Origin of the sequence: Chitinimonas sp. (assembly GCF_036568685.1) — a bacterium.
Taxonomy (GTDB): Bacteria; Pseudomonadota; Gammaproteobacteria; order Burkholderiales; family Chitinimonadaceae; genus Chitinimonas.
In genome coordinates, this window is the sequence record NZ_DATCSC010000136.1 from 31,990 (window position 1) to 54,534 (window position 22,545).

Below are 22,545 nucleotides of genomic sequence, written 5' to 3' on the forward strand. Positions count from 1 at the left end.
TTGCTCTTTGACAGGAAACACCATGAGCCAAGCCCCGCAGTCCCCTGATGCCAAGAAGACCCCGCAGAAATCGTCCCGTCGCCGGGCACGCGAATTTGCCGTACAGGGCCTGTACCAATGGCAGCTGACGGGGGATGGCGTCGCCAGCATCGAGCGTTTCCTGCGTGATAGCAGTACCAGTTTTGTGCGCGCCGATGAGGCGCTGTTCCGCGACCTGTTCTACAACGCCCTGCGCGAGGCTGCCTCGCTCAAGGACGCGCTGGCGCCGCATCTGGACCGCGAGGAGATCGACGTCAGCCCGGTCGAGCGTGCCGTGCTGCTGGTTGCCGCCTACGAGCTGATCCACAAGCCGGAAACCCCCTATGCCGTGGTGATCAACGAGGCGATCGAGATCGCCAAGACCTTTGGCGGCACCGACGGTCACCGTTTCGTCAACGGCGTGCTGGATAAGCTGGCACTTGATGTGCGCGCCGCCGAAGTGGCCGAGAGCCGCAACAAGCGTCGCTGATCGCCGGTCGGCGGCCATGCCGCCGATCTGCCTGCCTACGCGACCGCAGCCATGCCGCTCGACGAATTCGACCTGATCCGGCGCTATTTCACCCGCCCCCTGGCCAACACGGTGCTGGGCGTCGGTGACGACGCCGCCTTGGTGGCGCCTACCCCGGGCCAGCAACTGGCCATCTCGGCCGATACGCTGGTGGAGGGCCGTCACTTCTTTGCCGGTGCCGACCCTGAGTCGCTGGGCTGGAAGAGCCTGGCCGTCAATCTCTCCGACATGGCTGCCATGGGGGCGGTACCGCGCTGGTACACCCTCTGCCTGACCCTGCCCAGTGCCGACCCGGTATGGCTGGCCGGCTTTGCTCGCGGCCTCAACCTGCTGGCGGATCGCGCGGGCGTGGAGTTGATTGGCGGCGATACCACCAGTGGTCCCTTGGCTATCTCCATCCAGATCCTCGGTGAAGTGCCGCCGGACCGGGCCTTGCGACGAGGCGGCGCCCAGGCGGGCGACGAAGTCTGGCTCTCGGGTCCCACCGGTGCGGCGGCCATGGCGGTGCGCCATCGCTATGGCCAGCTAAGGCTGGAAGGTGACGATCTGCGCCTTTGCGAGGCCAGGCTGGATCGACCTGAGCCCCGGCTGGCACTGGGGCGTGCCCTGCAGGGCTTGGCCACTGCCGCCATCGACGTCTCGGATGGCCTGCTCGCCGATCTGGGCCATATTGCCCGCCGCTCAGGTCTTGCGGCTACCCTGGAACTGGGCGACCTGCCACAGCCCCCGCTGAGCGACGAGGCTTGTGCGCTGCCGGACTTTGACGCCTGCCTGCTGGCGGGTGGCGACGACTACGAATTGTGTTTCACCGTGCCGGCTGAGCGCCACGCGGAGGTGCTTGCGCTGGGCCGCCAACTGGGCCTGCCGCTCGCTTGCATAGGCCGCATGTCGGTCGGCGAAGGGGTGTCGGTGCTGGATTGCACTGGCCGCCCAGTCACGCTGGCGGCACACGGCTTCAACCACTTCGCCTAAGCCACCTAAATCATGGCCGCCATCCGTCAGCCCGATCTGCGCTTCCTGCTCCAGCATCCCTACCACTTCCTGGCCTTGGGCTTTGGTAGTGGTCTTTCGCCCAAGGCGCCAGGTACCTTCGGTTCGCTGGCGGCCATTCCTTTCTATCTGCTGCTGAGTCTCATCTGCCCGGCGTGGCTGATCGCCTGTCTTGCCGTGCCTCTGTTCCTCTGGGGTATCCCAATCTGTGGCAAGGCGGGTGACGAGCTGGGAGTCAGCGATCATGGTGCCATCGTCTGGGATGAGATCGTGGCCATGCTGCCGCTCTTGGCCATGGTGCCGCAGACAGTACTGGGCTGGGCAGCGGCCTTTGTGCTGTTCCGCATCTTCGACATCCTCAAGCCCTGGCCAATACGCTGGGTGGACGCCAAGGTAAAAGGCGGCCTGGGCGTGATGCTGGATGATGTGCTGGCAGCCCTGCCCGCGGCGGCTATCCTCTATTTCCTGAATCCCTACCTGCACTGATTGCCTGGCGCGCGAGCGTCGATATTGTCGGGATTGAAAACCGCAGGCGCTTCTGGGAAAGTAGCTGCGCCAAGGCCTGGCTTGCGTTGCAAGCCGCCTGAGTCGCCAGGAATCCCCATGCTGCATGTCCCAACTGCCCATTCGACCTCGACCCTGCACGAAGTAGCCAGGGCGGCAGGTGTCTCGCCCAGTACGGTATCCCGCATCCTCAATGGCACGGCCAAGGTCTCCGACGACAAGCGCAAGGCGGTCGAGGCGGCCATTGCCAAGCTCAACTACAAGCCCAATCTCTTGGCGCAGGGCTTGAAGAAGGGCCGAGGCATGACCATAGGCATCCTGACCCAGGACCTCGCCAGCCCCTTCTTTGCCAACGCCTTGCGCGGTGTGGAGGCGGCCTTGGCCGGTACCGGCTATGCGCCGCTGGTCGTTAGCGGTCACTGGCAGGCGGATGAGGAGGCGGAACGGGTTGAGTTGCTGATCGCCCGTCGCATGGATGGCATCATCATCCTCTCCGGTTGTCTGAGTGACGCGCAGATCGACGAGTTTGCGCAGCGTTTGCCTATCGTGGTCACGGGCCGTCCCGTTGTAGCTGCCCACGCCTGCAATATTGCGCTGGACCAGGAGGCGGGAGCGCGTCTTGCGGTCGAATACCTGTTGGCCCGCGGACACCGGCGCATCGCTTTTATCGCCGGACCGCCCGATCATGACGATGCCCAGGCTCGGCTCAAGGGCTATCGCGCGGTGCTCGAAGCGGCTGGTATAGCCTATGAGCCGGCCATGGTGGCCCAGGGTAACTTTCTTGAATCGGGCGGGCTCGACGGGGTCGAGACCCTGCTGGCCCGCCAGCAGCAGTTCAGTGCCTTGCTTTGCGCCAACGATCAGACCGCCTACGGGGCCCGCTTGGCGCTGTATCGGCGCGGCATCGCGGTGCCGGACGAGGTCTCCATCATCGGTTTTGATGATCTACACTACTCCAGCTATACCACGCCACCATTGACCACTGTCCGCCAGCCGGTCTACGAGGTAGGCAGGCAGGCTGCCGAGTCCGTGCTGCAGATGTTGGCCGGACTGCCAGCCGAACCGCGCCAGCTCTTGTTGGAGCTGGTGGAGAGGGAATCGGTAAAGCCGCGCTGACCGCCGCATGGGAAGCGGCGAAGGGGTCGCTACGGCGCGGTTTTTGGTTTATTCAAAAAATTCGTCTGATCTGCTCAGATCATTCCGCTATCAGCCAGGGATCACGAGCTATAGCATGCAAAGCGTCTATTCAAATTACTTGAAAAGGAGTTTTCCATGCTTACCCTGCGCCCCGGACATGAACGCGGTTATGCCGACCACGGTTGGCTCAAGTCCTTCCATAGCTTCTCCTTTGCCGACTACTACGATCCGGCCCATATGGGTTTTGGTCCGCTGCGCGTGATCAACGAAGACCGCGTTGCCGCCGGTGCTGGCTTTGGTACCCACGGCCATCGCGATATGGAGATCATCAGCTATGTGCTGTCGGGGGGCTTGGCACACAAGGACAGCATCGGCAACGGCTCCACCATCCGCCCGGGTGATGTGCAGCGCATGAGTGCCGGGCGTGGGGTGATGCACTCGGAGTTCAACGGCTCGCAAGAGGAGAATGTCCATTTCCTGCAGATCTGGGTCATCCCCAATGTGACCGGCATCGCCCCAAGCTACGAGGAAAAGCACTTCGCACCGGCCGAAAAGCGTGGCCGTCTGCGCCTGATCGGCAGCCCCGATGCGGCCGAGGGTTCGGTACTGCTGCACCAGGATGCGCGCCTCTATGCCGGCCTCTTTGACGGCGACGAGACCGCCACCTTGACCTTGGCCCAGGGCCGCCGTGCCTATGTTCACCTGGCTCGTGGCAGCCTTACGGTCAATGGCGAGCAACTGAAGGCTGGCGATGCTGCCATGCTGGAGGGTGAGACCGCCGTGACACTAACGGGGGGTGATGGCGCGGAAGTTTTGGTGTTTGATCTCGCCTGACCGTTTTAATCGATTTATTGAGGAGCAGAGCATGACCGTAGAAGCCCGCAAGTCGCCGCAAGGGCGTTTTCTGACCGAATTGACTGCCGGAGATGCGCGCTGGTTGGCGGATGCTGATCAACCCGCCGGCGGCGCCGGTACCGCGCCCGATCCGCACCAGCTATTGGATGCGGCGCTTGCGGCCTGCACCTCGATTACGGTTCGCATGTATGCTGAACGCAAGGGCATGGCGCTCGACGACGTGCAGGTTGCGATCAACCATGTGGAAGAAGGCGGGGTCTATCGCATCGACCGCAAGGTGACGCTGGTCGGCCGGCTGGATGAGGCCGAGCGCAAGCGGCTGCTCGAGATCGCCAACAAGTGTCCTATCCACAAGGCCCTGTCCGGGCGGTTTGAGATCGCTACGCGGACTGAGTGAGTTTGCGGATATCAAGGGTGGATAACGATCGATCAGGAGGTGGCATGGCAGCGCGCATATTGGTCTTTGCCGGCAGTACGCGGCGGGCTTCTCTGAACCGGCAACTGGCTGCAGTCGTTGCGGCATCCATACAGGCTGCCGGTGGCAGTGCCACCCTGATCGAACTGGCGGATTACGACATGCCGCTTTACCAGGGTGATTGGGAGAGCGACCATGGCGTGCCGGAGGCGGCACGCCGGCTTTCCAGTCTATTGATCGAGCATGATGGCTTGGCCATCGCCTCGCCCGAGAACAATGCCTCCATCTCCGCGCTCACCAAGAACACCCTGGATTGGCTCTCCCGGGTCAACGGCGGGCAGGCGTTGCAGGGCAAGGTTGCGCTGTTGACGGCGGCCTCGCCGGGTGCGCTGGGCGGGATGCGTGGCTTGAACCATTTGCGCGACATCCTGCACACACTGGGTGTGCTCACGCTGCCGCGTACCCTGGCATTGGGTCGGGCCAATGAAGCATTTGCAGCCGACGGCCGCTTGAGCAATGATCATACTCAGGTCCAGCTTGATGCCCTCGCGGCCCAGCTTGTCACAGTTGCTGGCTCGCTAGCGCAGCGCTAGCGGGCACTTCTTGTGCTGGAATGGGTCTGAGTGACTAGTTCCCTGGAGTTCGTCATGCGCCGTCTTTACCTACTTGTGCTGCCTTTGTTCCTCTTGTTGGGGGCGTGTGCCACCTTGCCGCCACCGGTTTCGGTCGATGAGGCCGTCAAGCTCAGCAAGGAGGGTGTCAAGCCCGACGCCTTGATTGCGATGATGCGCGAGAGTCGGTCGACCTACCGGCTGACCGCCAGCGATATCGTGCGCCTGAATAAGGAGGGTTTGCCTGAGCCGGTGTTGGACTATATGCAGCAGACGCAGCTTGATGACGTCCGGCGCGAAGAGCGCCTGAACGACTGGGATCGTCGGCCGCGTTTCTGGTACGGCTGGTATCGCTGGTAGTGCCCTTGGCTTTCTGTGCCATCAAAGGCCATCCCTCGGGATGGCTTTTTTGTTGCCGGTCTCCCGGCTCACGCCCGCTTTGCTGAGGGCGGGCAGGGGTTCAATTGTCAATATACTTGTTAATATAATATTATTTGATATAGTGATTATCGGAGGCAGATGCATGCCTCGCCCTCTGCCATGAACGAACAACAACTGAACTCTCTCCGTGCGGCCAGTGCCGCTGCCGCGGGCCTGCTCAAAGCCCTGTCCAATGAAGACAGGTTGCTGCTGCTTTGCCAGTTGGTCGAGGGCGAGAAGGCCGTATCCGAGCTGGAGGCGGCCACCGGCATCCATCAACCCACCCTCAGTCAGCAACTCGGCGTACTGCGCCAAGAGCGGCTCGTGTCCACGCGGCGCGAGGGCAAATTCATCTACTATCAGTTGGCCAGCGGCCATGCAGAGCGCGTATTGGCCCTGCTGTACGAGCTGTACTGCCTGCCAGAAAGACCCCATGCAGATTGACCTGATCCACTTCACCCCCTGGCTGTCCTTGGCTGGGGGCGCCCTGATCGGCCTTGCGGCCGCAGCCCTGTTCCTCTTGCCTGGCCGTATCCTCGGCGTTTCCGGCATCGTCGGTGGTTTGTTGCAGCCCCTGCCGGCCAAGGAGCGCAACTGGCGCTTTGCCTTTGTCGCCGGGCTGATCGCCGCGCCCATGCTGTGGCGGCTGATTGCACCACTGCCTGCCATCGAGGTGAAGGCCAGCATGCCTGTCCTGCTGCTGGCGGGTCTCTTGGTCGGTGTCGGTACCCGCTACGCTGGCGGCTGTACCAGCGGTCACGGCGTCTGCGGTTTGGCTAGGCTTTCTCCGCGCTCCTTGTTGGCTACGCTCTGCTTTATGGCAGCAGGCTTTGCGACGGTCTATCTGGTTCGTCATGTTCTGGAGCGCGCCGCATGACCATCGCCGCCTTGTTGGGCCTGCTGTTCGGTATCGGCCTGTTGCTGGCCGGCATGGCCAACCCTGCCAAGGTGCAGGGCTTTCTTGACCTGGCCGGTAGCTGGGACCCGAGCCTTGCCTTGGTCATGGCCGGTGCCATCGCCGTGGCCTTGCCGGCTTTCATGCTGGCTCGTCGACGCCGGCTCAGCCTCTCGGGCCAGGTTTTCCAGTGGCCGCAAGCGCGCCAGCTGGACCGTCGCCTGGTGTTGGGCAGCCTGCTGTTCGGCGTGGGCTGGGGGCTGGCCGGCATCTGCCCGGGGCCGGCCTTGCTGGGCCTGGGTGCCGGCGTGTTTGGCTTCGTTCCCTTTGTGGCGGCCATGTTGCTGGGTATGGCGCTGTTTGAACTGCTGGCAAGGCGCAAACCATGATGGCCCGCTTGCTGCCAGACTGGTTGCGGCACTACCGGGGTGCAGATCTGCCCCATGATCTGGTGGCCAGCCTGACCCTGCTGGTACTACTCATTCCGCAGGGCTTGGCCTACGCATTGCTGGCCGGCTTGCCACCGCAGGCTGGCCTTTACGCCAGCATCGTGCCGGTGCTGGTCTATGCCCTGTTCGGCTCCAGCGCCACCTTGTCGGTCGGGCCGGCGGCGCTACCTTCCTTGATGACTGCAACTGCGTTGGCTGGTTTGAGCGTGGTCAAGCCGGCTGACTACGCGGCCATCGCCGCCATGGTCGCGCTGCTTTCCGGCGTACTGCGCCTGGTGTTGGCTGGGCTGCGCTTTGGTTTTGTTGCCAACTTCCTGTCGCAGTCGGTGGTTGGTGGCTTTGTCAGCGGCTCGGCGGTATTGATCGTGCTGAGCCAGGTGCCGCAGCTCTTTGGGGTTTCAGCCCATGGCAGTACGGCCTGGCAGATCGCTGAGGCCCTGCTTGCTGCCTTGCCCAAGCTCAATGTGGAGGCCTTGGCGCTGTCGGCTGCGGCCTTGCTGCTGCTCTATGCCGGCAAGCGCTGGAGCAAGCCATTGCTGCGCCGGCTGGGCTTGGCCGAGCAGCGGGCCGATCTGCTGGCCAAGGCCTTTCCCATTGTGGTCGTGGCGCTGGGTGGCGTAGCGGTGACGGCGCTGCAGCTACAGGTCAAGGTGGTGGGGGTGCTGCCTGCCGGCCTGCCGCCCTTGCGCTGGCCTGTGGCGGATGTTGAGGTGATGCGCGGCCTGCTACCCGCGGTATTGGCCATTGGCCTCGTCGGCTTTGTCGACAGCTTCTTCATTGCCCAGTCACTCGCACTCAAGCGACGAGAGAGCGTGAACCCGGACCGCGAGCTGTTTGCCCTGGGGGCGGCCAATGCCGCAGCCGGTTTGACTGGCGGCTTCCCGGTCTCGGCCAGCTTTGGCCGCTCGGCCGCCAATGAGCTGGCCGGCGCCCGCAGCCAGCTGGCCGGCGTGATCGCCGCAGGCTGGATGCTGCTGATCCTGGTGGGGATGACCGGCATCTTCGCCAGTCTGCCATTGGCGGTACTGGCGGCCACCATCGTCATGGCGGTGTCGCAAATGATAGATCTGTCCATCCTGCGCCTGGCGTGGCGTTACGACCGGCGCGACGCAGCGGTCTATCTGGCCACCCTGGCTGGCGTGTTGCTCCTGGGGGTGGTGGATGCCATCCTGATCGGTGTTGCGCTCTCCCTGGCCCTCTTTATCTGGCGCACCAGCCAACCCCACCTGGCGGTGCTGGGGCGGGTTCCGGGCACCGAGCATTACCGCAACATCCTGCGCTATGAGGTGGAGACTAACCCGCAGGTACTGGCGGTACGGGTGGACGAGAGCCTCTACTTTGCCAACATTCGCTTTGTCCGCACCCGGCTGGTGGCCTTGCTGCGCGAGCGGCCGGCCACTCGTGACCTGCTGCTGGTGCTGTCTGCTGTCAATGTGATCGATGTTTCGGCCTTGCAAGGGCTGCGTGAGATGAACCGCGGCCTCGCCGAGCAGGGGGTGCGCTTGCACCTTGCCGTGGTGAAGGGGCCGGTCATGGACCAGCTCAAACGCAGCGGCTTCCTGGATGAACTGTCGGGCGAAATCCATCTTTCCACCCATGCCGCCATGCAGGCACTGGTGGCCGCGCAGTACGCCGACTACGTCATCTAAGCTGGATTGATTTCAAGCCGGGTAGATTGCGCCCAATATCCGTGGACCGCGTGCGCCGGTCACCGCCGGCAGGTTGCCGGGCAGGCCCTGCAGGCATTGTCTGGCGAGCCAGGCGAAGGCAACCGCCTCCACCCAGTCAGGATGTAGGCCCAATTCTTCGGTACTGGCCAGCTTGCGCGGCCCCAGGCGCTTTGCCAGGCCGGTCATCAAGGCGCCATTGCGCGCGCCGCCACCGCAGACGTAGATCTCCTGGGCAGATGTTGCCTCACGCTCGATCTCACGAGCTATGGTCTCGGCGGTATGGGCCAGCAAGGTGGCCTGTACATCGGCTGCATGGAGCGGCCCCAGCTTGGCAAGGTGGCCGTCCAGCCAAGCCAGGTGGAACAGGTCGCGCCCGGTGCTCTTGGGTGGCGGCAAGGCCCCATAAGGCTCGGCCAGCAGCAGGGCCAGCAACCCGGGCACGACCTGCCCGCTGGCCGCCCAGCTACCGTCGGCATCAAAAGCCCGGCCCTGGTGGCGGGCTATCCAGCCATCCAGCAATACATTGCCAGGGCCGGTGTCCCAGCCGCGTACCGGCCCCTGCGGAGGAAGGTCGGTCACATTGCCTATGCCGCCGATATTGACGATCACCCGGTGCACGGCCCCACCGAACAAGCCTTGATGGAACGCCGGCACCAGCGGCGCGCCCTGGCCGCCGGCGGCGATATCACGGCTGCGGAAGTCACTGACCACCGTAACGCCACACTGCTCCGCCAGCCGCGCCGCATTGCCGATCTGCGAGGTATAACCGCGCTCGGGCCGGTGGCGTATGGTCTGGCCATGCATGCCTACCGCCGCGACCTCGCTTGGCGCAACACGCGCGTCAGCCAGCACCTTGGCGACCGAAGCGGTATACAGGTCCGCCAAGGCGTTGCCGGCCAGCGCCATGCGATCGAGCTCGTTCTCGCCGGGCGCCTGCAGGCTTAGCAGGTCTGCGCGCAAATCGGTGGGAAAGGGAAGCAGTACCTGCGCCAGCAGGCGCGGTCGGTCGGCCGAGAAATCGACCAGTGCGGCGTCGATGCCGTCTAGGCTGGTACCGGACATCAGTCCGACATAGAGGCAGGAGGAGGGCATGCGGATGCAGATAGATGGGGTGGGAGCGCTAGCGTAGCAAAAACCGGCGCTCCCGTTTATCGCGAGGTCTGGGTAACGTCTTATTCCACGCCGCTACCTGTGCCGCTTACGAGTACCGAGCTGCGGTAACCTTCGGGCTTGTCGCCCACCGTGGCCCCGCCGTACATCATGCCCTGCATGGCATTGGTAAAGAAATAGTAGGGGAAGGGCGTTTCCGGTGCGCTTACCGCATCGAGTCGGCTGATCAGCTCAGGTGGCAGCACGAAGTCCAGCGCGCCAAGGTTGACCGCCAACTGCTCCGGCTTGCTGGCACCTACGATGACGCTGGCTACGCCGGGTCGGTTGGCTACCCAGTTCAGGGCTACCTGCGCCATGGGGCGGTCTATCTCATTGGCCACCTTTTCCAGCTCGGCCACAATGCGCCAGTTGCGCTCGTTCAGATGCTGGAAGGCCGGGTTGCCGTTGTCCCGCATGGCCGCCAGCCGACCTTCCGGCTGTTCGTTGGGCCGGTATTTGCCCGACAGCATGCCGCTCGCCAATGGGCTCCAGACCGTGATGCCCATGCCAAGCTCGGTGGCCATCCGTACATGCTCGTGCTCGATATTGCGCTCCACCAGCGAGTACTGCATCTGCAGGGCCGATACCGGCTCGAAGCCACGCCAATCTGCCAGCGTCTGGGCGCGTGCCGCATACCAGGCTGGCACATCCGAAAGGCCGATATGACGGATCTTGCCGGCGCGTACCAGGTCGTCCAGGGTGCGCATCACTTCCTCGGCCGGAGTGATCTGGTCCCAGGCGTGCAGGTAGTAGACGTCCAGGTAGTCGGTGCCCAGCCGCTTGAGCGAGCTTTCCACCGCCCGCAGAATGTTTTTGCGGCCATTGCCACCGGCGTTGGGGTTCTTGTCACCGAGGTTGAAGGTGAACTTGCTGGCGAGCACCACCTTGTCGCGTGCTTCGCGGGCGCGGACGAATTCACCCAGCCAGCTCTCGCTGGTGCCGTTGGTGTAGACGTCGGCGGTATCGAAGAAATTGCCGCCAGCGTCTAGATAGCTGTTGAACAGCCTTTGCGCGGCGTTCTTGTCGGCACCCCAGCCCCATTCGGTACCGAAGGTCATGACCCCCAGTGAGAGGCGGCTTACGCGTAGACCGGTCTTGCCCAGGGTGTAGTAGCCATGCTGTTCCATCGTGCTTCCTTTCTTGGTTGAGGAGGTGTTGCGATGGATGCAGTCTAGACAAGGAAATTAAGCAGAAATATCCGGATAATGTGTTTGTTCTATTAACCAGGGCTTCATAATGAAACTCGACCAGCTCGATGGCCTGGTTGCCTTCATCACGGTGGCGCAAAAGCGTAGCTTTACCGCCGCCGCAGCCCAGCTGGAGGTTACGCCGCCGGCTGTGAGTCAGGCGGTACGCACCTTGGAGCAACGGCTGGGCGTGCGCTTGCTCAACCGTACTACCCGCAGTGTTGGGCTGACCGAGGCTGGGGCACGCTTCCTGGCCCGGGTCGGACCGGCCGTCAGCGAACTGGCCGATGCCACGGGCGAACTGGACGACTACCGCGGCCGGCCTGCCGGCCGCTTGCGCCTGACCTTGCCGCGCATAGCCCACCGCATGCTGATCCGCCCCTGGCTGGCTGAATTCCTGGCCGCCTTTCCTGAACTGCAGCTGGAACTGAGCGTGGATGACAGCATGGTCGACATTGTCGAGCAGGGCTTCGACGCGGGCATACGCCTGGGGGAGTCGATTGCGCAGGACATGGTGGCACTGCCTCTGGGGGGCGAGATGCAGATGGTCGTCGTTGCCTCGCCGGCCTATCTCGCGCGCCATGGCGTGCCGGCCAGCCTGGAAGCGTTACGGGAACATGACTGCGTGCGCTACCGCTTTCGCAGCAGCGGGGCAATTTATCGTTGGGAGCTGCTGCGCGAGGGGCGCCTCGTGGAGGTGGAAGTGGATGGTTCGCTTATCGTCAGCGACAGTGAAGGCTTGGTGGAGGGGGCCCTCGACGGTATTGGGCTGTCCTATCTGTTCGAAGGGCTGGTCGCGCAGGAGCTGGTCGATGGGCGCCTGGTGCGCGTACTGCCGGAGGCCAGTCCGCGCTTTGCCGGTTTCCATCTCTACTATCCCAGCCGTCACCAGCTGGCGCCCAAGCTACGCTGCTTTATCGACTTCTGGCGCGCTCGCCTTGGCAATTGCTGAGGTGAGCAGGGCGGGTAGATTGCGCTAAAATGCGCGGTTTCGATTGATGTCGCGGTGCCGCTGCGCCGCCCTCTGGAGAGTCCGAGTATGTCCCAGTCCCCCCTGATCCAGGATCTGCAGGATCGTGGCCTTGTCGCCCAGGCAACCGATGCCGCGGCCCTCGACGAGTTGTTGGCCAAGGAGTCGGTGACCCTCTATTGTGGCTTCGACCCGACGGCGGACAGCCTGCATATCGGTAGCCTGGTGCCCATTCTGGTGCTCAAGCGCTTCCAGCTGGCCGGCCACAAGCCTATCGCCCTGGTTGGTGGCGCCACCGGCATGATCGGCGACCCGAGCTTCAAGGCTACCGAGCGCAAGCTCAACACCCCCGATGTGATCGAAGGCTGGGTGGCCAAGATCCGCAAGCAGGTCGAGCCCTTCCTGAGCTTCGAAGGCAGCAACGCCGCCATCATGGCCAACAACCACGACTGGTTCGGCCCCATGAGCGTGCTCGACTTCCTGCGCGATATCGGCAAGCACTTCTCGGTCAATGCCATGATCAAGAAGGAGTCGGTACAGCAGCGTATCAATCGTGACGACCAGGGTATCTCCTACACCGAGTTCTCCTACAGCCTGTTGCAGGGCTACGACTTCACCGAGCTGAACCGTCGCCACGGCTGCAAGCTGCAGATCGGTGGCTCGGACCAGTGGGGCAATATCACCGCCGGTACCGATCTGACCCGTCGCCTCAACCAGCAGCAGGTATTCGGCCTGACCCTGCCGTTGGTGACCAAGTCCGACGGTACCAAGTTCGGCAAGACCGAGACCGGTACCATCTGGCTGGATGCGAAGAAGACCTCGCCCTACGCCTTCTACCAATTCTGGTTGAGCACGGCAGATGCGGACGTCTACAAATTTCTGCGCTACTTCACCTTCCTGACCCCGGCCGAGATCGATGCCATCGAGGCTGCCGACAAGGCGCGCGAAGGCAAGCCCGAGGCACAGCGCATCCTGGCTGAGCAGGTCACCGCCATTGTCCACGGCCAATCTGCGGTCGAGGCGGCCCAGCGCATCAGCCAGAGCCTGTTTAGCGACAGTCTCTCGGTGCTGACCGAGTCGGACCTTGAGCAACTGGCGCAGGACGGTATGCCGGGCATCGTGCTGGAGCGTAGCGTGGGTAGCCTGATCGACGCGCTGGCCGCTGCCGGTCTTGCCAAGTCCAAGAGCGAAGCCCGCACTTTTATCCAGAGCGGCGCAGTCAGTATCAACGGCCAGAAGGCCGACAGTCTTGAGCACCAGTTTGCCGACAGCGAACGGCTGTTCGGTCGTTTTACGGTGATCAAGCGAGGGAAGAAGAACTACGGCCTGATCAGCTGGCAATAACGCGCACTCATTCCCACCAGGCCGCCGGCGCCGAGCCGAGCGGCATGGAGGGAAGAGGCCAGTGGGCCGGGGTTGCCGACAGCTTGGCGGCATGGTGGATAGCGCTCAGCTCACCAAAGCCGGAGGCGGAAATTTGCCGCCAGGCGGTGATCTCTTCGGCACTGAAGTCGGTCGCTGCCAGGCCATCCACTGGTCGACCCAGCCCGCGCAGCCATTGCGCGGTCTGCGCCAGCGATACCCGCACATGCCAGCTGCCACCCTCGCGGGCACGCCGTGCCAGCGCGGCCATGGCGCCCAGCGCCATCAAATAGCCCGAAGCGTGATCCAGCACCTGCATGGGCAGCGGCCTGGGGGCATTCTCTCCAAAGGCGCTCATCTCGGCGTGGTTGAAGCCGCAGGCTGTCTGTACCAGTGAATCGAAGCCGCGCTTGTCTGCCCAGGGGCCGAGGTGCCCATAGGCAGATAGCGAGACATAGACGATGCCCGGCCGCACGCTGGCGGCCTCCTCAGGTCCGAAACCCTTCGCAGCCAGGCCCCCAGGGCGATACCCCTGTACGAATACATCCGTAGCACCGAGCAAGGCCCTCAGTTGTACCCGGTCGCTCGCTTCGGTGAGGTCCAGGTAGGCATTGTGTTTGCCCCGGCTGGTGTCGATCACCAAGGCTGGAATGCTGGGCAGCTTGGACGAGCTGATCGCCAGCACGTCGGCACCGTGGGCAGCGAGAGTACGACCGCAGACCGGCCCGGCGATCACCCGGGTCAGATCCAGTACTTTTACACCGGACAGCGGCCGCTCGGCCGGTGGCAAGGGGGCGGCCGGTGCCTCGCCTATGCGCTCCAGGCTGAAGATGGGCAGGCCGGCGAGCGCCGCCGCCTGCGGATGGGCGTCCCATTCCGCAAAGCTGCGCATGGCGGCGACCACCATGCCCCGTGCCGAGGCGGCGGTTTCAAATGCTTCTGCCTCCCAACCCAGCAGCGCCTGTGCCACGCTGGCCTTGTCGTGCTCGCAGCCGAGGATGGCCAGCACGCCGTCACGGTGGTGCGGGAAGTTGGTGTGCAGCCTTATCCAGCGGCCATCGCCACAACGGTAGGCACCGGCAATCCTGTCCCAGGGGTCCGCCGGCGGTGCGCCATCTACCAGCAGGTAGCGCTCACTGCGAAACTCCGCCACCGCATGCCGTCGGTCCACTGCCACCGTCTGCGGCCGACCACCGCGCTCGCGCCACAGCATGGCAGCCGCCAGCCCGGCGGCGGCAATGCTGGCTTGCGCCGCTGTCGCCGCCGCAAAGGAGGAGGGCAGTACCGCATCGCTACCGGCCAGTTTGAGCCAATCCAGTGGGGCATCATCTAGGCCGGTACATTGCCACAGGGCCGCGACGGCATCCCGGTTGCTGACTGAGGGACTGGGGGGCTGCTGGGCGGTAACCATGGCGGTACTCGTTGTTGGTGTATGGTCAGCTTGGCAGGTCTAGCGATCCCGGGCGGTGCGCGAGATGACCACGGGCTGTACCACCGGCGTGGCAGCGGCAGTCGGTGCTTCGGGCGCAGCCTCTGCGCCGGGGTCGGTATCGTCGGCCGGCATCTCGCTGTCTTCGCTGCCCGGCATGGGCACGCCTTCCATACCTATGCGGGCAACAAAACCGTTACCGGGTGTGAAGGCCGAGAGATAAAGCTCGCCGCCCAGATTGCGGACACCCTCCGGCGGAATGGCCTCGTAACGCGGCACGCCCTTGAGTGCCTGACCCATGAAGCGCATCCACATGGGCAGGGCCAGCTGCGCACCCCCGCCGCCGAGTGGCCGTGGTTGGTCGAAGCCGAACCAGCTCACCGCTACCAACTGGTGCTGATAGCCGGCAAACCAGCCATCGCGGCCGTCATTGGTAGTGCCGGTCTTGCCGGCAAGATCGGTGCGCCCCAGGTTGTTGCTCTGGTAGGCGGTGCCGTGCTGGGCCACCCCGGTCAGCAGGCTGTCCATCACATAGGCGTTGGCGGCAGAGATCGCCTGCGGCGCGTTCTGCGCCGCCACCTGCGGCTTGGCCACCATCAAGAGACGGCCCTGGCCATCGCGCACTTCCCGGATCAGGTAGGGGCGGACCAGATAGCCGCCGTTGGCAAAGACAGCGTAGCCGCGCGCCAACTGCAAGGGCGTAACCTGGCCGGCGCCAAGCGCCATGGGCAGATAGGGTGGCACCTGCCTGGGGTCGAAGCCGAAGCGGCCAACGTACTCGCGGGCATAGGGTACCCCGATCTGCTGCGCTACCCGGAGGGCCACCAGGTTCTTGGACTTTTGCAGGCCGCGCCGCAGGGTGATCGGGCCGGCTACGGTACCGTCATCGTTCTTGGGCTCCCAGACCTCGTCCCGCGCCGGGTCGAGCTTGATGGACAGCGGTGCGTCATTGACGATGGTGGCGGGGCCTATACCTTTTTCCAATGCAGCTGAATAGACGAAGGGTTTGAAGCTTGAGCCCGGTTGCCGCATGGCCTGCGTGACCCGGTTGAAGGGGTTGAGGCGGAAGTCATAGCCGCCAACCAGGGCCCGGATGGCACCGTCCTGCGGCTGCATGGCCACGAGTGCACCCTGTACCTCAGGCAACTGGCTGATCTCGGGCTTACCCTGCGCGTTGTTGCTTAAACGGACGATGACGCCAGGCCGCAGGCGCAAGCGCTCGGGCGCGTCGCTACGCAGGCCGCTGGCAGCAAAGCGTTGGCTGCCAGGCGGCAGGGTGAGGGTGTCGCCGTCGCGCCGCATCAGGGTCAGCGCCTTGGATGTGACGGCGGTCAGGACCACCGCCTCCATGTCCTCGGTATCGGGGTGGCGCTCCAGTCCATCGGCGACCGCGTCTTCCAGTTCATCTTCTTCCTTGGGCAGCTTGATCTGGCCCTCCGCGCCGCGCCAGCCGCGTCGGCGGTCATATTCCAGCAAGCTGTCATGGACCGCCTGCCAGGCTTGGCTCTGGGCGGTGTAGTCCACCGTGGTGGTCACCGATATGCCACGGGCGTAGGCGGCCTCGCCGTACTGCGCCACCATCTGTTGGCGTACCATTTCGGCCAGGTAGGCCGCGTGCGGTCGCGCAACCTTGCTGCGGCCATTGGCCAGACGCAATGGCTCGGCCAGCGCCCGCTGGTACTCGGCCTCCTTGATATGCCCCAGCTCCAGCATGCGTTTGAGGATATACACCTGCCGCACGCGCGCGCGCTCGGGATTGATCACCGGGTTGTAGGCTGCAGGGGCCTTGGGCAGGCCGGCCAGCATGGCAGACTCGGCCAGTGTCAGTTGCTGCAGGTCCTTGTCGAAGTAGGCCCGGGCGGCACCGGCAAAACCGTAGGCGCGCTGGCCCAGGTAGATCTGGTTCATATAGAGCTCGAGCACACCATCCTTGCTGTGCACGAACTCGATCTTGTAGGCCAGCAGGATCTCGCGCAGCTTGCGGCTGATTTCCTTGTCCTTGGTCAGGAAAAGATCGCGCGCCAGTTGCATGGTGATGGTGCTGGCACCTTGGCTGCGACCGCCACTGGCGAGGTTGGCAAAGCCGGCACGGATGGCGCCGGTCAGGTCGATGGCGCCATGGTCATAGAAGCGGGCGTCCTCGATATCCAGCAGTGCTTGCTTGAGGTGTAGCGGCATCTCGGAGAGTTTGACCAGTTGCCGGCGTTCGCGGCCGAACTCGCCAATCAGAATGCCGTCGGCGCTGTAGATGCGCAGCGGGACCTTGGGCTGCAGGTTGTCGAGCTCATCGAGCGATGGCAGATCCTTCCACAGCCAAGCGATGCCGCCGGCCAGCAGCAGGAACGACACGAGGACCACGCCGCCCAAGAGCATGCGCCAGCGCCGCCATAGGCGCAGCCAGCGTGGGGTCGGAGGCGTGTCGGATTCTGGTAGCGGTGTGGTCACGGTCGGGTGGCGCGCGGCCTGGAGTCGGGCAGGGCGCTATTGTGCCCCGCCCAGCGCCTATTTGCTCCAGGACTTGCTGTCACTGCTGTCCCTCAGACCTGCCAGTTTTGCACTCGGACTACTGCAGAGCGCCATTTGGTGCGGCGTGCTGCCGCTTCATCACGGCTGATGGCCGGCTCGAAGGTGCGGTCCATCTGCCACTGGCTGGTCAGGGTGGCCATGTCCGGATAGACGCCGGTGGCGAGCCCGGCCAGCAGCGCAGCCCCCAGGGCGGTAGTTTCCAGGACCTTGGGCCGCACTACCGGCACACCCAGAAGGTCGGCCTGGCATTGCAGCAGCAGGTTGTTGGCGGCTGCGCCGCCGTCGGCACGCAACTCGTGCAGCGGTTCGCTGGCGTCGGCCTGCATGGCCTCAAGTAGATCGGCCGACTGGAAGGCAATGCCTTCGAGCGCAGCGCGGGCGATATGTGCCTGGGTGGTGCCGCGCGAAAGGCCCAAGAGGCCACCGCAGGCATGGGGGTCCCAGTGCGGGGCGCCCAGGCCGGTGAAGGCGGGCACGAAATAGACGCCGCCGCTATCGGGGACCGAGGCAGCCAGCGGCTCCACCGCCGAGGAGTTGGGCACCATGCCCAGCCCATCGCGCAGCCACTGCACCACCGCGCCACCGACAAATACGCTGCCCTCCAGGGCAAAGCGCGGTTTGCCATCGCCGCTGGCGGCCACGGTGGTCAATAGGCCATTGGCCGAGCGCATGGCCTGCTCTCCGGTCTGCAGCAACATAAAGCAGCCGGTGCCATAGGTATTCTTGGCCATGCCGGGCTTGTGGCAGGCCTGGCCGAACAAGGCGGCCTGCTGGTCACCGGCAATGCCGGCGATCTCGATGGGGCTGCCCAGGGGCTCGGCCATGGTCAAGCCATGGCGGCCGCTGGAGGGCACCACCTCGGGCAGGAGCTGGACCGGGATATTGAACAGTGCCAGCAGGTCCTCGTCCCAGCACTGACGATGGATATTGAACAGCAGGGTGCGGCAGGCATTGCTCGGGTCGGTGATATGACGCTGGCCGCCGGTCAGGTTCCAGATCAGCCAGCTGTCCACCGTACCAAAGGCCAGCTCACCGGCCTCGGCCCGGCGGCGGGCATCGGGCAGGTGGTCGAGCAGCCAGGCGAGCTTGGGGCCGGAGAAGTATGAGTCCAGCAAGAGGCCGGTCCGCTCGCGCACCATGGGGTCGTGCCCCTGCTCGGTCAGTTGCTTGCAAAGGTCGGCTGTACGCCGATCCTGCCAGACGATGGCATGATGCAGCGGCTTGCCGGTCTTGCGTTCCCACAGCACGGTGGTCTCGCGCTGGTTGGTGATGCCAAGGCCTGCGATCTGGTCGGCGCGCAAGCCGGCTTGTTGCAGCGCCTGCCGGGCCGTGGCCAGTTGGCTGTGCCATAGGTCCATGGGGTCGTGCTCGACCCAGCCCGGTTGCGGGAAGTGCTGCGGGAATTCCTGCTGCGCGCTGGCCACGGGCAAGCCCAGCTCGTTGAAGACGATGGCTCGGGAACTGGTAGTGCCCTGGTCCAGGGCGAGTACGTAGGGCATGCGCTTACCTTTGCTGCGACAGCCGCGCTAGGGCTGCCAACTTGCGGAGATATTGGGATTATCGCCTTCCGGCCTCGGCTTCGATAGCCGAAATGACTGGGGCGGCTTGTCGCCGCCCCACCTTGCTTACTTCACGCGGCCTTCCTTCCAGGCTTTGAGAAGCTGCTCATAGGGTACGGTTTCACCCTTGGGCTTTTCGTTGGCGAGCTTAGGCCAGGGCGCGGTGCCCTTGGCCTGCCATTGCTTGGGGTCGGTCTCCGGGTTGAGCTTGGGCGCGCAAACCTTCATGCCGGCGCGCTGCAAACGGGCCATGACGGCATCCATTTCCTTGGCCAGATTGTCCATGGCGTCCTGCGGGGTCTTCTCGCCGGTCACCGCGGTAGCCACGTTCTTCCACCACAGCTGGGCCAGCTTGGGGTAGTCAGGTACGTTGGTGCCGGTCGGCGTCCAGGCCACCCGGGCCGGGCTGCGGTAGAACTCCACCAGACCGCCGAGCTTGGGTGCCATATCCGTCATGGCCTGGCTCTGGATATCCGACTCGCGGATAAAGGTCAGACCGGTGACGCTCTTCTTCAGCGAGACTGTCTTGGAGGTCACGAACTGAGCATACAGCCAGGCGGCCTGACGGCGTTCCAGCGGGGTGGACTTGAAGAAGGTCCAGGAGCCCACGTCCTGGTAGCCGTTCTGCATGCCATCCTTCCAATACGGGCCGTGCGGGCCGGGAGCCATGCGCCACTTGGGCGTGCCGTCCTTGTTCACCACCGGTAGGCCGGGTTTGTTCATGGAGGCGGTAAAGGCGGTGTACCAGAAGACCTGTTGGGCGATAGCACCCTGCGCCGGTACCGGTCCGGCTTCGGAGAAGGTCATGCCCAGTGCTTGCGGCGGAGCGTACTTCTTCATCCAGTCGATGTACTTGGTCAGCGCGTAGACCGCAGCCGGGCTGTTGGTGGCGCCGCCGCGGCTCATGGAAGCACCGACCGGGGTGCACTTGTCGTCGGCAACGCGGATGCCCCACTCGTCCACCGGCAGGCCGTTCGGTGTGCCCTTGTCGGCTTCACCAGCCATGGACAGCCAGGCATCGGTAAAGCGCCAGCCCAGCGAAGGGTCCTTCTTGCCGTAGTCCATATGGCCGTAGACCTTGACGCCGTCGATGGTCTTCACGTCATTGGTGAAGAAGTTGGCAATGTCTTCATACGCCGACCAGTTGACCGGTACACCCAGGTCGTAGCCATACTTGGCCTTGAACTGCTTTTGCAGATCGGGCCGGGCAAACCAGTCGGCACGGAACCAGTACAGGTTGGCGAACTGCTGGTCGGGCAGTTGGTAGAGCTTGCCGTCGGGAGCTGTGGTGAACTTGGTGCCGATAAAGTCCTTGATGTCCAGGGTGGGGCTGGTGAAGTCCTTGCCTTCGCCGGCCATGAAGTCGGTCAGTGGCACGACCTGACCGTAGCGGTAGTGGGTGCCGATCAGGTCGGAATCGGAGATCCAGCCGTCGTAGATGTTCTTGCCCGACTGCATCTGGGTCTGCAATTTCTCGACCACGTCACCTTCCTGGATGATGTCGTGGTTGACCTTGATCCCGGTGATCTCGGCAAAGGCCTTGGCCAGGGTCTTGGATTCGTACACATGGGTGTCGATGGTCTCGGACACCACATTGATCTCGGTGATGCCGGCCTTCTTGAGCTTTTCGGCCGCGGCGATGAACCACTTCATCTCGTCGGCCTGCTGCTGCTTGGAAAGCGTGCTGGGCTGGAACTCGCTATCGATCCACTTTTGAGCTTCGGCGGTGCCGGCCATTACGACGGGGGCCGCAAAAGCGCAGGCTATTGCCACTACCAATTTCTTGACCACGGCTGTCTCCTGTTATGTGTGTATCTCGCCTTCGATCCAATTCGGTGCCGGCCGGAAGGCACGGCCGACACCGTCGTAACGGTTAATGGCCTGGCTCAGCCCCAGCGCATGATGACGAGCAACAGCAGCAAGGAGGCCGCTGCGCCGTACCACTGGTTGAGGTCGCTCACGCCAGCCCAAGCCAGGTTGACGTAGGCCGCGCTCAGGAGGCCCAGGAACAAGCGATCGCCACGCGTGGTGCGCAGGCGCAAAAAGCCGCGCCGGGCTACCGAGGGCCGGGCGATCTCCCAGACCGTCATGCCGGCCAGCATCACGCCGACCGAGATAAAGAACACTGCCACCGGCAGAGTCCATGCCATCCATTCCATTGCCTGCTCTCCTCTTGTATCTGGCTCAGACCCGGCCCATGGCAAAGCCCTTGGCGATGTAGTTGCGCACGAAGTAGATCACCAGTGCGCCCGGCACAATGGTCAATATCCCGGCCGCAGCCAGCACACCCCAGTCCATGCCGGCGGCGCTGACCGTGCGGGTCATGATGGCCACGATGGGCTTGGCATTGACCGAGGTCAGGGTGCGGGCCAGCAGCAGCTCAACCCAGCTGAACATGAAACAGAAAAAGGCGGTCACGCCGATGCCGGCGCTGATCAGCGGGATAAAGATGCGCACAAAGAAGTGTGGGAAGCGGTAACCGTCGATATAGGCCGTCTCGTCGATTTCCCGCGGCACACCGGACATAAAGCCTTCCAGGATCCAGACCGCCAGCGGCACGTTGAACAACATATGGGCCAGTGCCACGGCGATATGCGTATCAAACAGGTTGACGCTGGAATAGAGCTGGAAGAAGGGAAGCAGAAAGACCGCCGGTGGGCTCATACGGTTGGTCAGCAGCCAAAAGAACAGGTGCTTGTCGCCCAGAAACTCATAGCGCGAGAAGGCGTAGGCGGCGGGCAGGGCCACCAGCACCGAGCAGATGGTGTTGATGCCGACGTAGATCAGCGAATTGATATAGCCGCTGTACCAGGCCGGGTCGGTCAGGATGGTACGGAAGTTGGCCAGCGTAAGTTGCTGCGGCCACAGGCTGAAGACGCCGGTGATCTCCTCATTGGTCTTGAGCGACATATTCAGCATCCAATAGATCGGCAGGATGGCGAAGACGAGGTAGAGCAGGAGGCCGAGGTAGCGTTTTTTCATGGTCAGGCCTCCGGCTTGTTGTCGCTCTCGGCCTGGTTCTGCAGTAGCGTGTAGAACACGAAGCAGGCCAAAAGGATGATGAGGAAGTAAACCAGCGAGAAGGCGGCAGCCGGCCCCAGATCGAACTGGCCAACGGCTTTCTGGGTAAGGTACTGGCTCAAAAAGGTGGTGGCATTACCCGGCCCGCCACCCGTCAGCACAAAGGGCTCGGTGTAGATCATGAAGCTGTCCATAAAGCGCAGCAGCAGGCCGATCAAGAGCACGCCACGCAGCTTCGGCAGTTGGATATAGCGGAACACTGCCCAGCGCGAGGCGCCGTCGATACGCGCCGCCTGGTAGTAGGCTTCGGGGATGGCGCGCAGGCCTGCAAAAGCCAGCAGCGCGATCAAGGGCGTCCAGTGCCAGATATCCATGACCACCACCGTCAGCCAGGCGTCGGTCGGGTTGGAGGCGTAGTTGTAGTCGAACCCCAGCTTGGAGATCACGAGGCCGCCAAAGCCGATATCGGTGCGGCCATAGATCTGCCAGATGGTGCCGACCACGTTCTGGGGGATCAGCAAGGGCATGGCTAGCAACACCAGTGCCAAGGAGGAGCGCCAACCCTGTGCCGGCAGCGCCAGCGCGAGCAGGATACCGAGCGGGATCTCGATGGCGAGCACGGTGGCCGAGAAAACGATCTGCCGCCACAGTGCACCGTGCAGCTCGGGGTCGCGCAGCACATTCTTGAACCATTCCGTGCCGACGAATACCCGCTGGTCCGGCCCCAGGATGTCCTGTACCGAGTAGTTGACCACCGTCATGAGCGGGATGACTGCCGAGAAGGCCACGCAGAGCACCACCGGGAGCACCAGCAGCCAAGCCTTGTTGTTATAGGGTTTCATGCTGGCT

The 22,545-nt window shown here is 63.8% G+C and carries 23 protein-coding genes; 14 read left to right on the forward strand and 9 right to left on the reverse strand.

Annotated features, from left to right (window positions below; genetic code table 11):
• Positions 1-22 precede the first annotated feature (22 nt).
• From nusB to VIM95_RS19885, 12 genes are all read left to right on the forward strand, one after another.
• Entirely contained in the window at positions 23-508 is a 486-nt protein-coding gene (nusB, locus tag VIM95_RS19830; RefSeq protein ID WP_331989186.1) for a transcription antitermination factor NusB, read from the forward strand.
• 51 nt (positions 509-559) lie between these two features.
• Complete coding sequence (gene thiL / locus VIM95_RS19835) at positions 560-1,519, forward strand: thiamine-phosphate kinase (RefSeq protein WP_331989188.1); 960 nt, start codon at positions 560-562, stop codon at positions 1,517-1,519.
• Between the two features lie 12 nt (positions 1,520-1,531).
• Positions 1,532-2,023 (forward strand): phosphatidylglycerophosphatase A, encoded by a 492-nt coding sequence (locus VIM95_RS19840; RefSeq protein WP_331989190.1) that lies wholly within the window; start codon positions 1,532-1,534, stop codon positions 2,021-2,023.
• A 117-nt stretch (positions 2,024-2,140) separates the two neighbouring features.
• Positions 2,141-3,157 carry a LacI family DNA-binding transcriptional regulator gene (locus VIM95_RS19845; RefSeq protein ID WP_331989192.1) on the forward strand — a complete coding sequence of 339 codons (1,017 nt, stop codon included), beginning with the start codon at positions 2,141-2,143 and terminating at the stop codon, positions 3,155-3,157.
• Between the two features lie 156 nt (positions 3,158-3,313).
• Entirely contained in the window at positions 3,314-4,012 is a 699-nt protein-coding gene (locus VIM95_RS19850) for a pirin family protein (protein ID WP_331989194.1), read from the forward strand.
• A gap of 31 nt (positions 4,013-4,043) precedes the next feature.
• Positions 4,044-4,430 carry an OsmC family protein gene (locus VIM95_RS19855; protein ID WP_331989196.1) on the forward strand — a complete coding sequence of 129 codons (387 nt, stop codon included), beginning with the start codon at positions 4,044-4,046 and terminating at the stop codon, positions 4,428-4,430.
• A gap of 44 nt (positions 4,431-4,474) precedes the next feature.
• Complete coding sequence (locus VIM95_RS19860; RefSeq protein ID WP_331989198.1) at positions 4,475-5,041, forward strand: NAD(P)H-dependent oxidoreductase; 567 nt, start codon at positions 4,475-4,477, stop codon at positions 5,039-5,041.
• Positions 5,042-5,095: 54 nt separating this feature from the next.
• Positions 5,096-5,419, forward strand: a complete 324-nt coding sequence (locus VIM95_RS19865) for a hypothetical protein (RefSeq protein ID WP_331989200.1) — start codon at positions 5,096-5,098, stop codon at positions 5,417-5,419.
• Between the two features lie 159 nt (positions 5,420-5,578).
• Positions 5,579-5,923 carry a metalloregulator ArsR/SmtB family transcription factor gene (locus tag VIM95_RS19870; RefSeq protein ID WP_331989202.1) on the forward strand — a complete coding sequence of 115 codons (345 nt, stop codon included), beginning with the start codon at positions 5,579-5,581 and terminating at the stop codon, positions 5,921-5,923.
• On the forward strand, positions 5,913-6,356 hold the full coding sequence (locus VIM95_RS19875; protein ID WP_331989204.1) for a YeeE/YedE family protein: 444 nt from the start codon (positions 5,913-5,915) through the stop codon (positions 6,354-6,356). Before VIM95_RS19870 ends, VIM95_RS19875 begins: the two co-directional genes overlap by 11 nt.
• Positions 6,353-6,763 (forward strand): DUF6691 family protein, encoded by a 411-nt coding sequence (locus VIM95_RS19880; protein WP_331989206.1) that lies wholly within the window; start codon positions 6,353-6,355, stop codon positions 6,761-6,763. The genes VIM95_RS19875 and VIM95_RS19880 overlap by 4 nt, the downstream gene beginning before the upstream one ends.
• A complete protein-coding gene (locus VIM95_RS19885) occupies positions 6,760-8,472 on the forward strand; it encodes a SulP family inorganic anion transporter (RefSeq protein ID WP_331989208.1) in 1,713 nt (570 codons plus the stop codon). Before VIM95_RS19880 ends, VIM95_RS19885 begins: the two co-directional genes overlap by 4 nt.
• A gap of 12 nt (positions 8,473-8,484) precedes the next feature.
• Here VIM95_RS19885 and VIM95_RS19890 read toward each other — a convergent pair whose 3' ends face one another.
• Together VIM95_RS19890 and VIM95_RS19895 are read right to left on the reverse strand one after the other, a co-directional pair.
• Positions 8,485-9,585, reverse strand: coding sequence for an anhydro-N-acetylmuramic acid kinase (locus VIM95_RS19890; protein WP_331989210.1), 1,101 nt, complete (start codon positions 9,583-9,585; stop codon positions 8,485-8,487).
• A gap of 80 nt (positions 9,586-9,665) precedes the next feature.
• Positions 9,666-10,769: an aldo/keto reductase gene (locus VIM95_RS19895; protein ID WP_331989212.1), complete on the reverse strand. Its 1,104-nt coding sequence runs from the start codon at positions 10,767-10,769 to the stop codon at positions 9,666-9,668.
• Between the two features lie 109 nt (positions 10,770-10,878).
• Between VIM95_RS19895 and VIM95_RS19900 the strand changes: the two genes are divergently transcribed.
• Together VIM95_RS19900 and tyrS are read left to right on the forward strand one after the other, a co-directional pair.
• Positions 10,879-11,781: a LysR family transcriptional regulator gene (locus tag VIM95_RS19900; protein WP_331989214.1), complete on the forward strand. Its 903-nt coding sequence runs from the start codon at positions 10,879-10,881 to the stop codon at positions 11,779-11,781.
• Between the two features lie 87 nt (positions 11,782-11,868).
• Positions 11,869-13,143 carry a tyrosine--tRNA ligase gene (gene tyrS / locus VIM95_RS19905; RefSeq protein ID WP_331989216.1) on the forward strand — a complete coding sequence of 425 codons (1,275 nt, stop codon included), beginning with the start codon at positions 11,869-11,871 and terminating at the stop codon, positions 13,141-13,143.
• Positions 13,144-13,150: 7 nt separating this feature from the next.
• On the opposite strand, the gene VIM95_RS19910 is transcribed toward tyrS, so the two are convergent.
• The 7 genes from VIM95_RS19910 to VIM95_RS19940 all read right to left on the reverse strand — a co-directional run bounded on the left by VIM95_RS19910 (position 13,151) and on the right by VIM95_RS19940 (position 22,538).
• Positions 13,151-14,572: a CoA transferase gene (locus tag VIM95_RS19910; RefSeq protein WP_331989218.1), complete on the reverse strand. Its 1,422-nt coding sequence runs from the start codon at positions 14,570-14,572 to the stop codon at positions 13,151-13,153.
• 39 nt (positions 14,573-14,611) lie between these two features.
• The gene (locus VIM95_RS19915; protein WP_331989220.1) at positions 14,612-17,035 is read right to left on the reverse strand and encodes a PBP1A family penicillin-binding protein; all 2,424 of its coding nucleotides are present in this window, start codon (positions 17,033-17,035) and stop codon (positions 14,612-14,614) included.
• Between the two features lie 92 nt (positions 17,036-17,127).
• A complete protein-coding gene (gene glpK / locus VIM95_RS19920) occupies positions 17,128-18,615 on the reverse strand; it encodes a glycerol kinase GlpK (protein WP_331989222.1) in 1,488 nt (495 codons plus the stop codon).
• Between the two features lie 126 nt (positions 18,616-18,741).
• Positions 18,742-20,466: an ABC transporter substrate-binding protein gene (locus VIM95_RS19925; RefSeq protein WP_331989224.1), complete on the reverse strand. Its 1,725-nt coding sequence runs from the start codon at positions 20,464-20,466 to the stop codon at positions 18,742-18,744.
• 95 nt (positions 20,467-20,561) lie between these two features.
• Positions 20,562-20,834 carry a DUF2160 domain-containing protein gene (locus VIM95_RS19930; protein WP_331989226.1) on the reverse strand — a complete coding sequence of 91 codons (273 nt, stop codon included), beginning with the start codon at positions 20,832-20,834 and terminating at the stop codon, positions 20,562-20,564.
• A gap of 25 nt (positions 20,835-20,859) precedes the next feature.
• Complete coding sequence (locus VIM95_RS19935; protein WP_331989228.1) at positions 20,860-21,657, reverse strand: carbohydrate ABC transporter permease; 798 nt, start codon at positions 21,655-21,657, stop codon at positions 20,860-20,862.
• A gap of 2 nt (positions 21,658-21,659) precedes the next feature.
• Positions 21,660-22,538 (reverse strand): sugar ABC transporter permease, encoded by an 879-nt coding sequence (locus tag VIM95_RS19940; protein ID WP_331989230.1) that lies wholly within the window; start codon positions 22,536-22,538, stop codon positions 21,660-21,662.
• Positions 22,539-22,545: the final 7 nt, after the last annotated feature.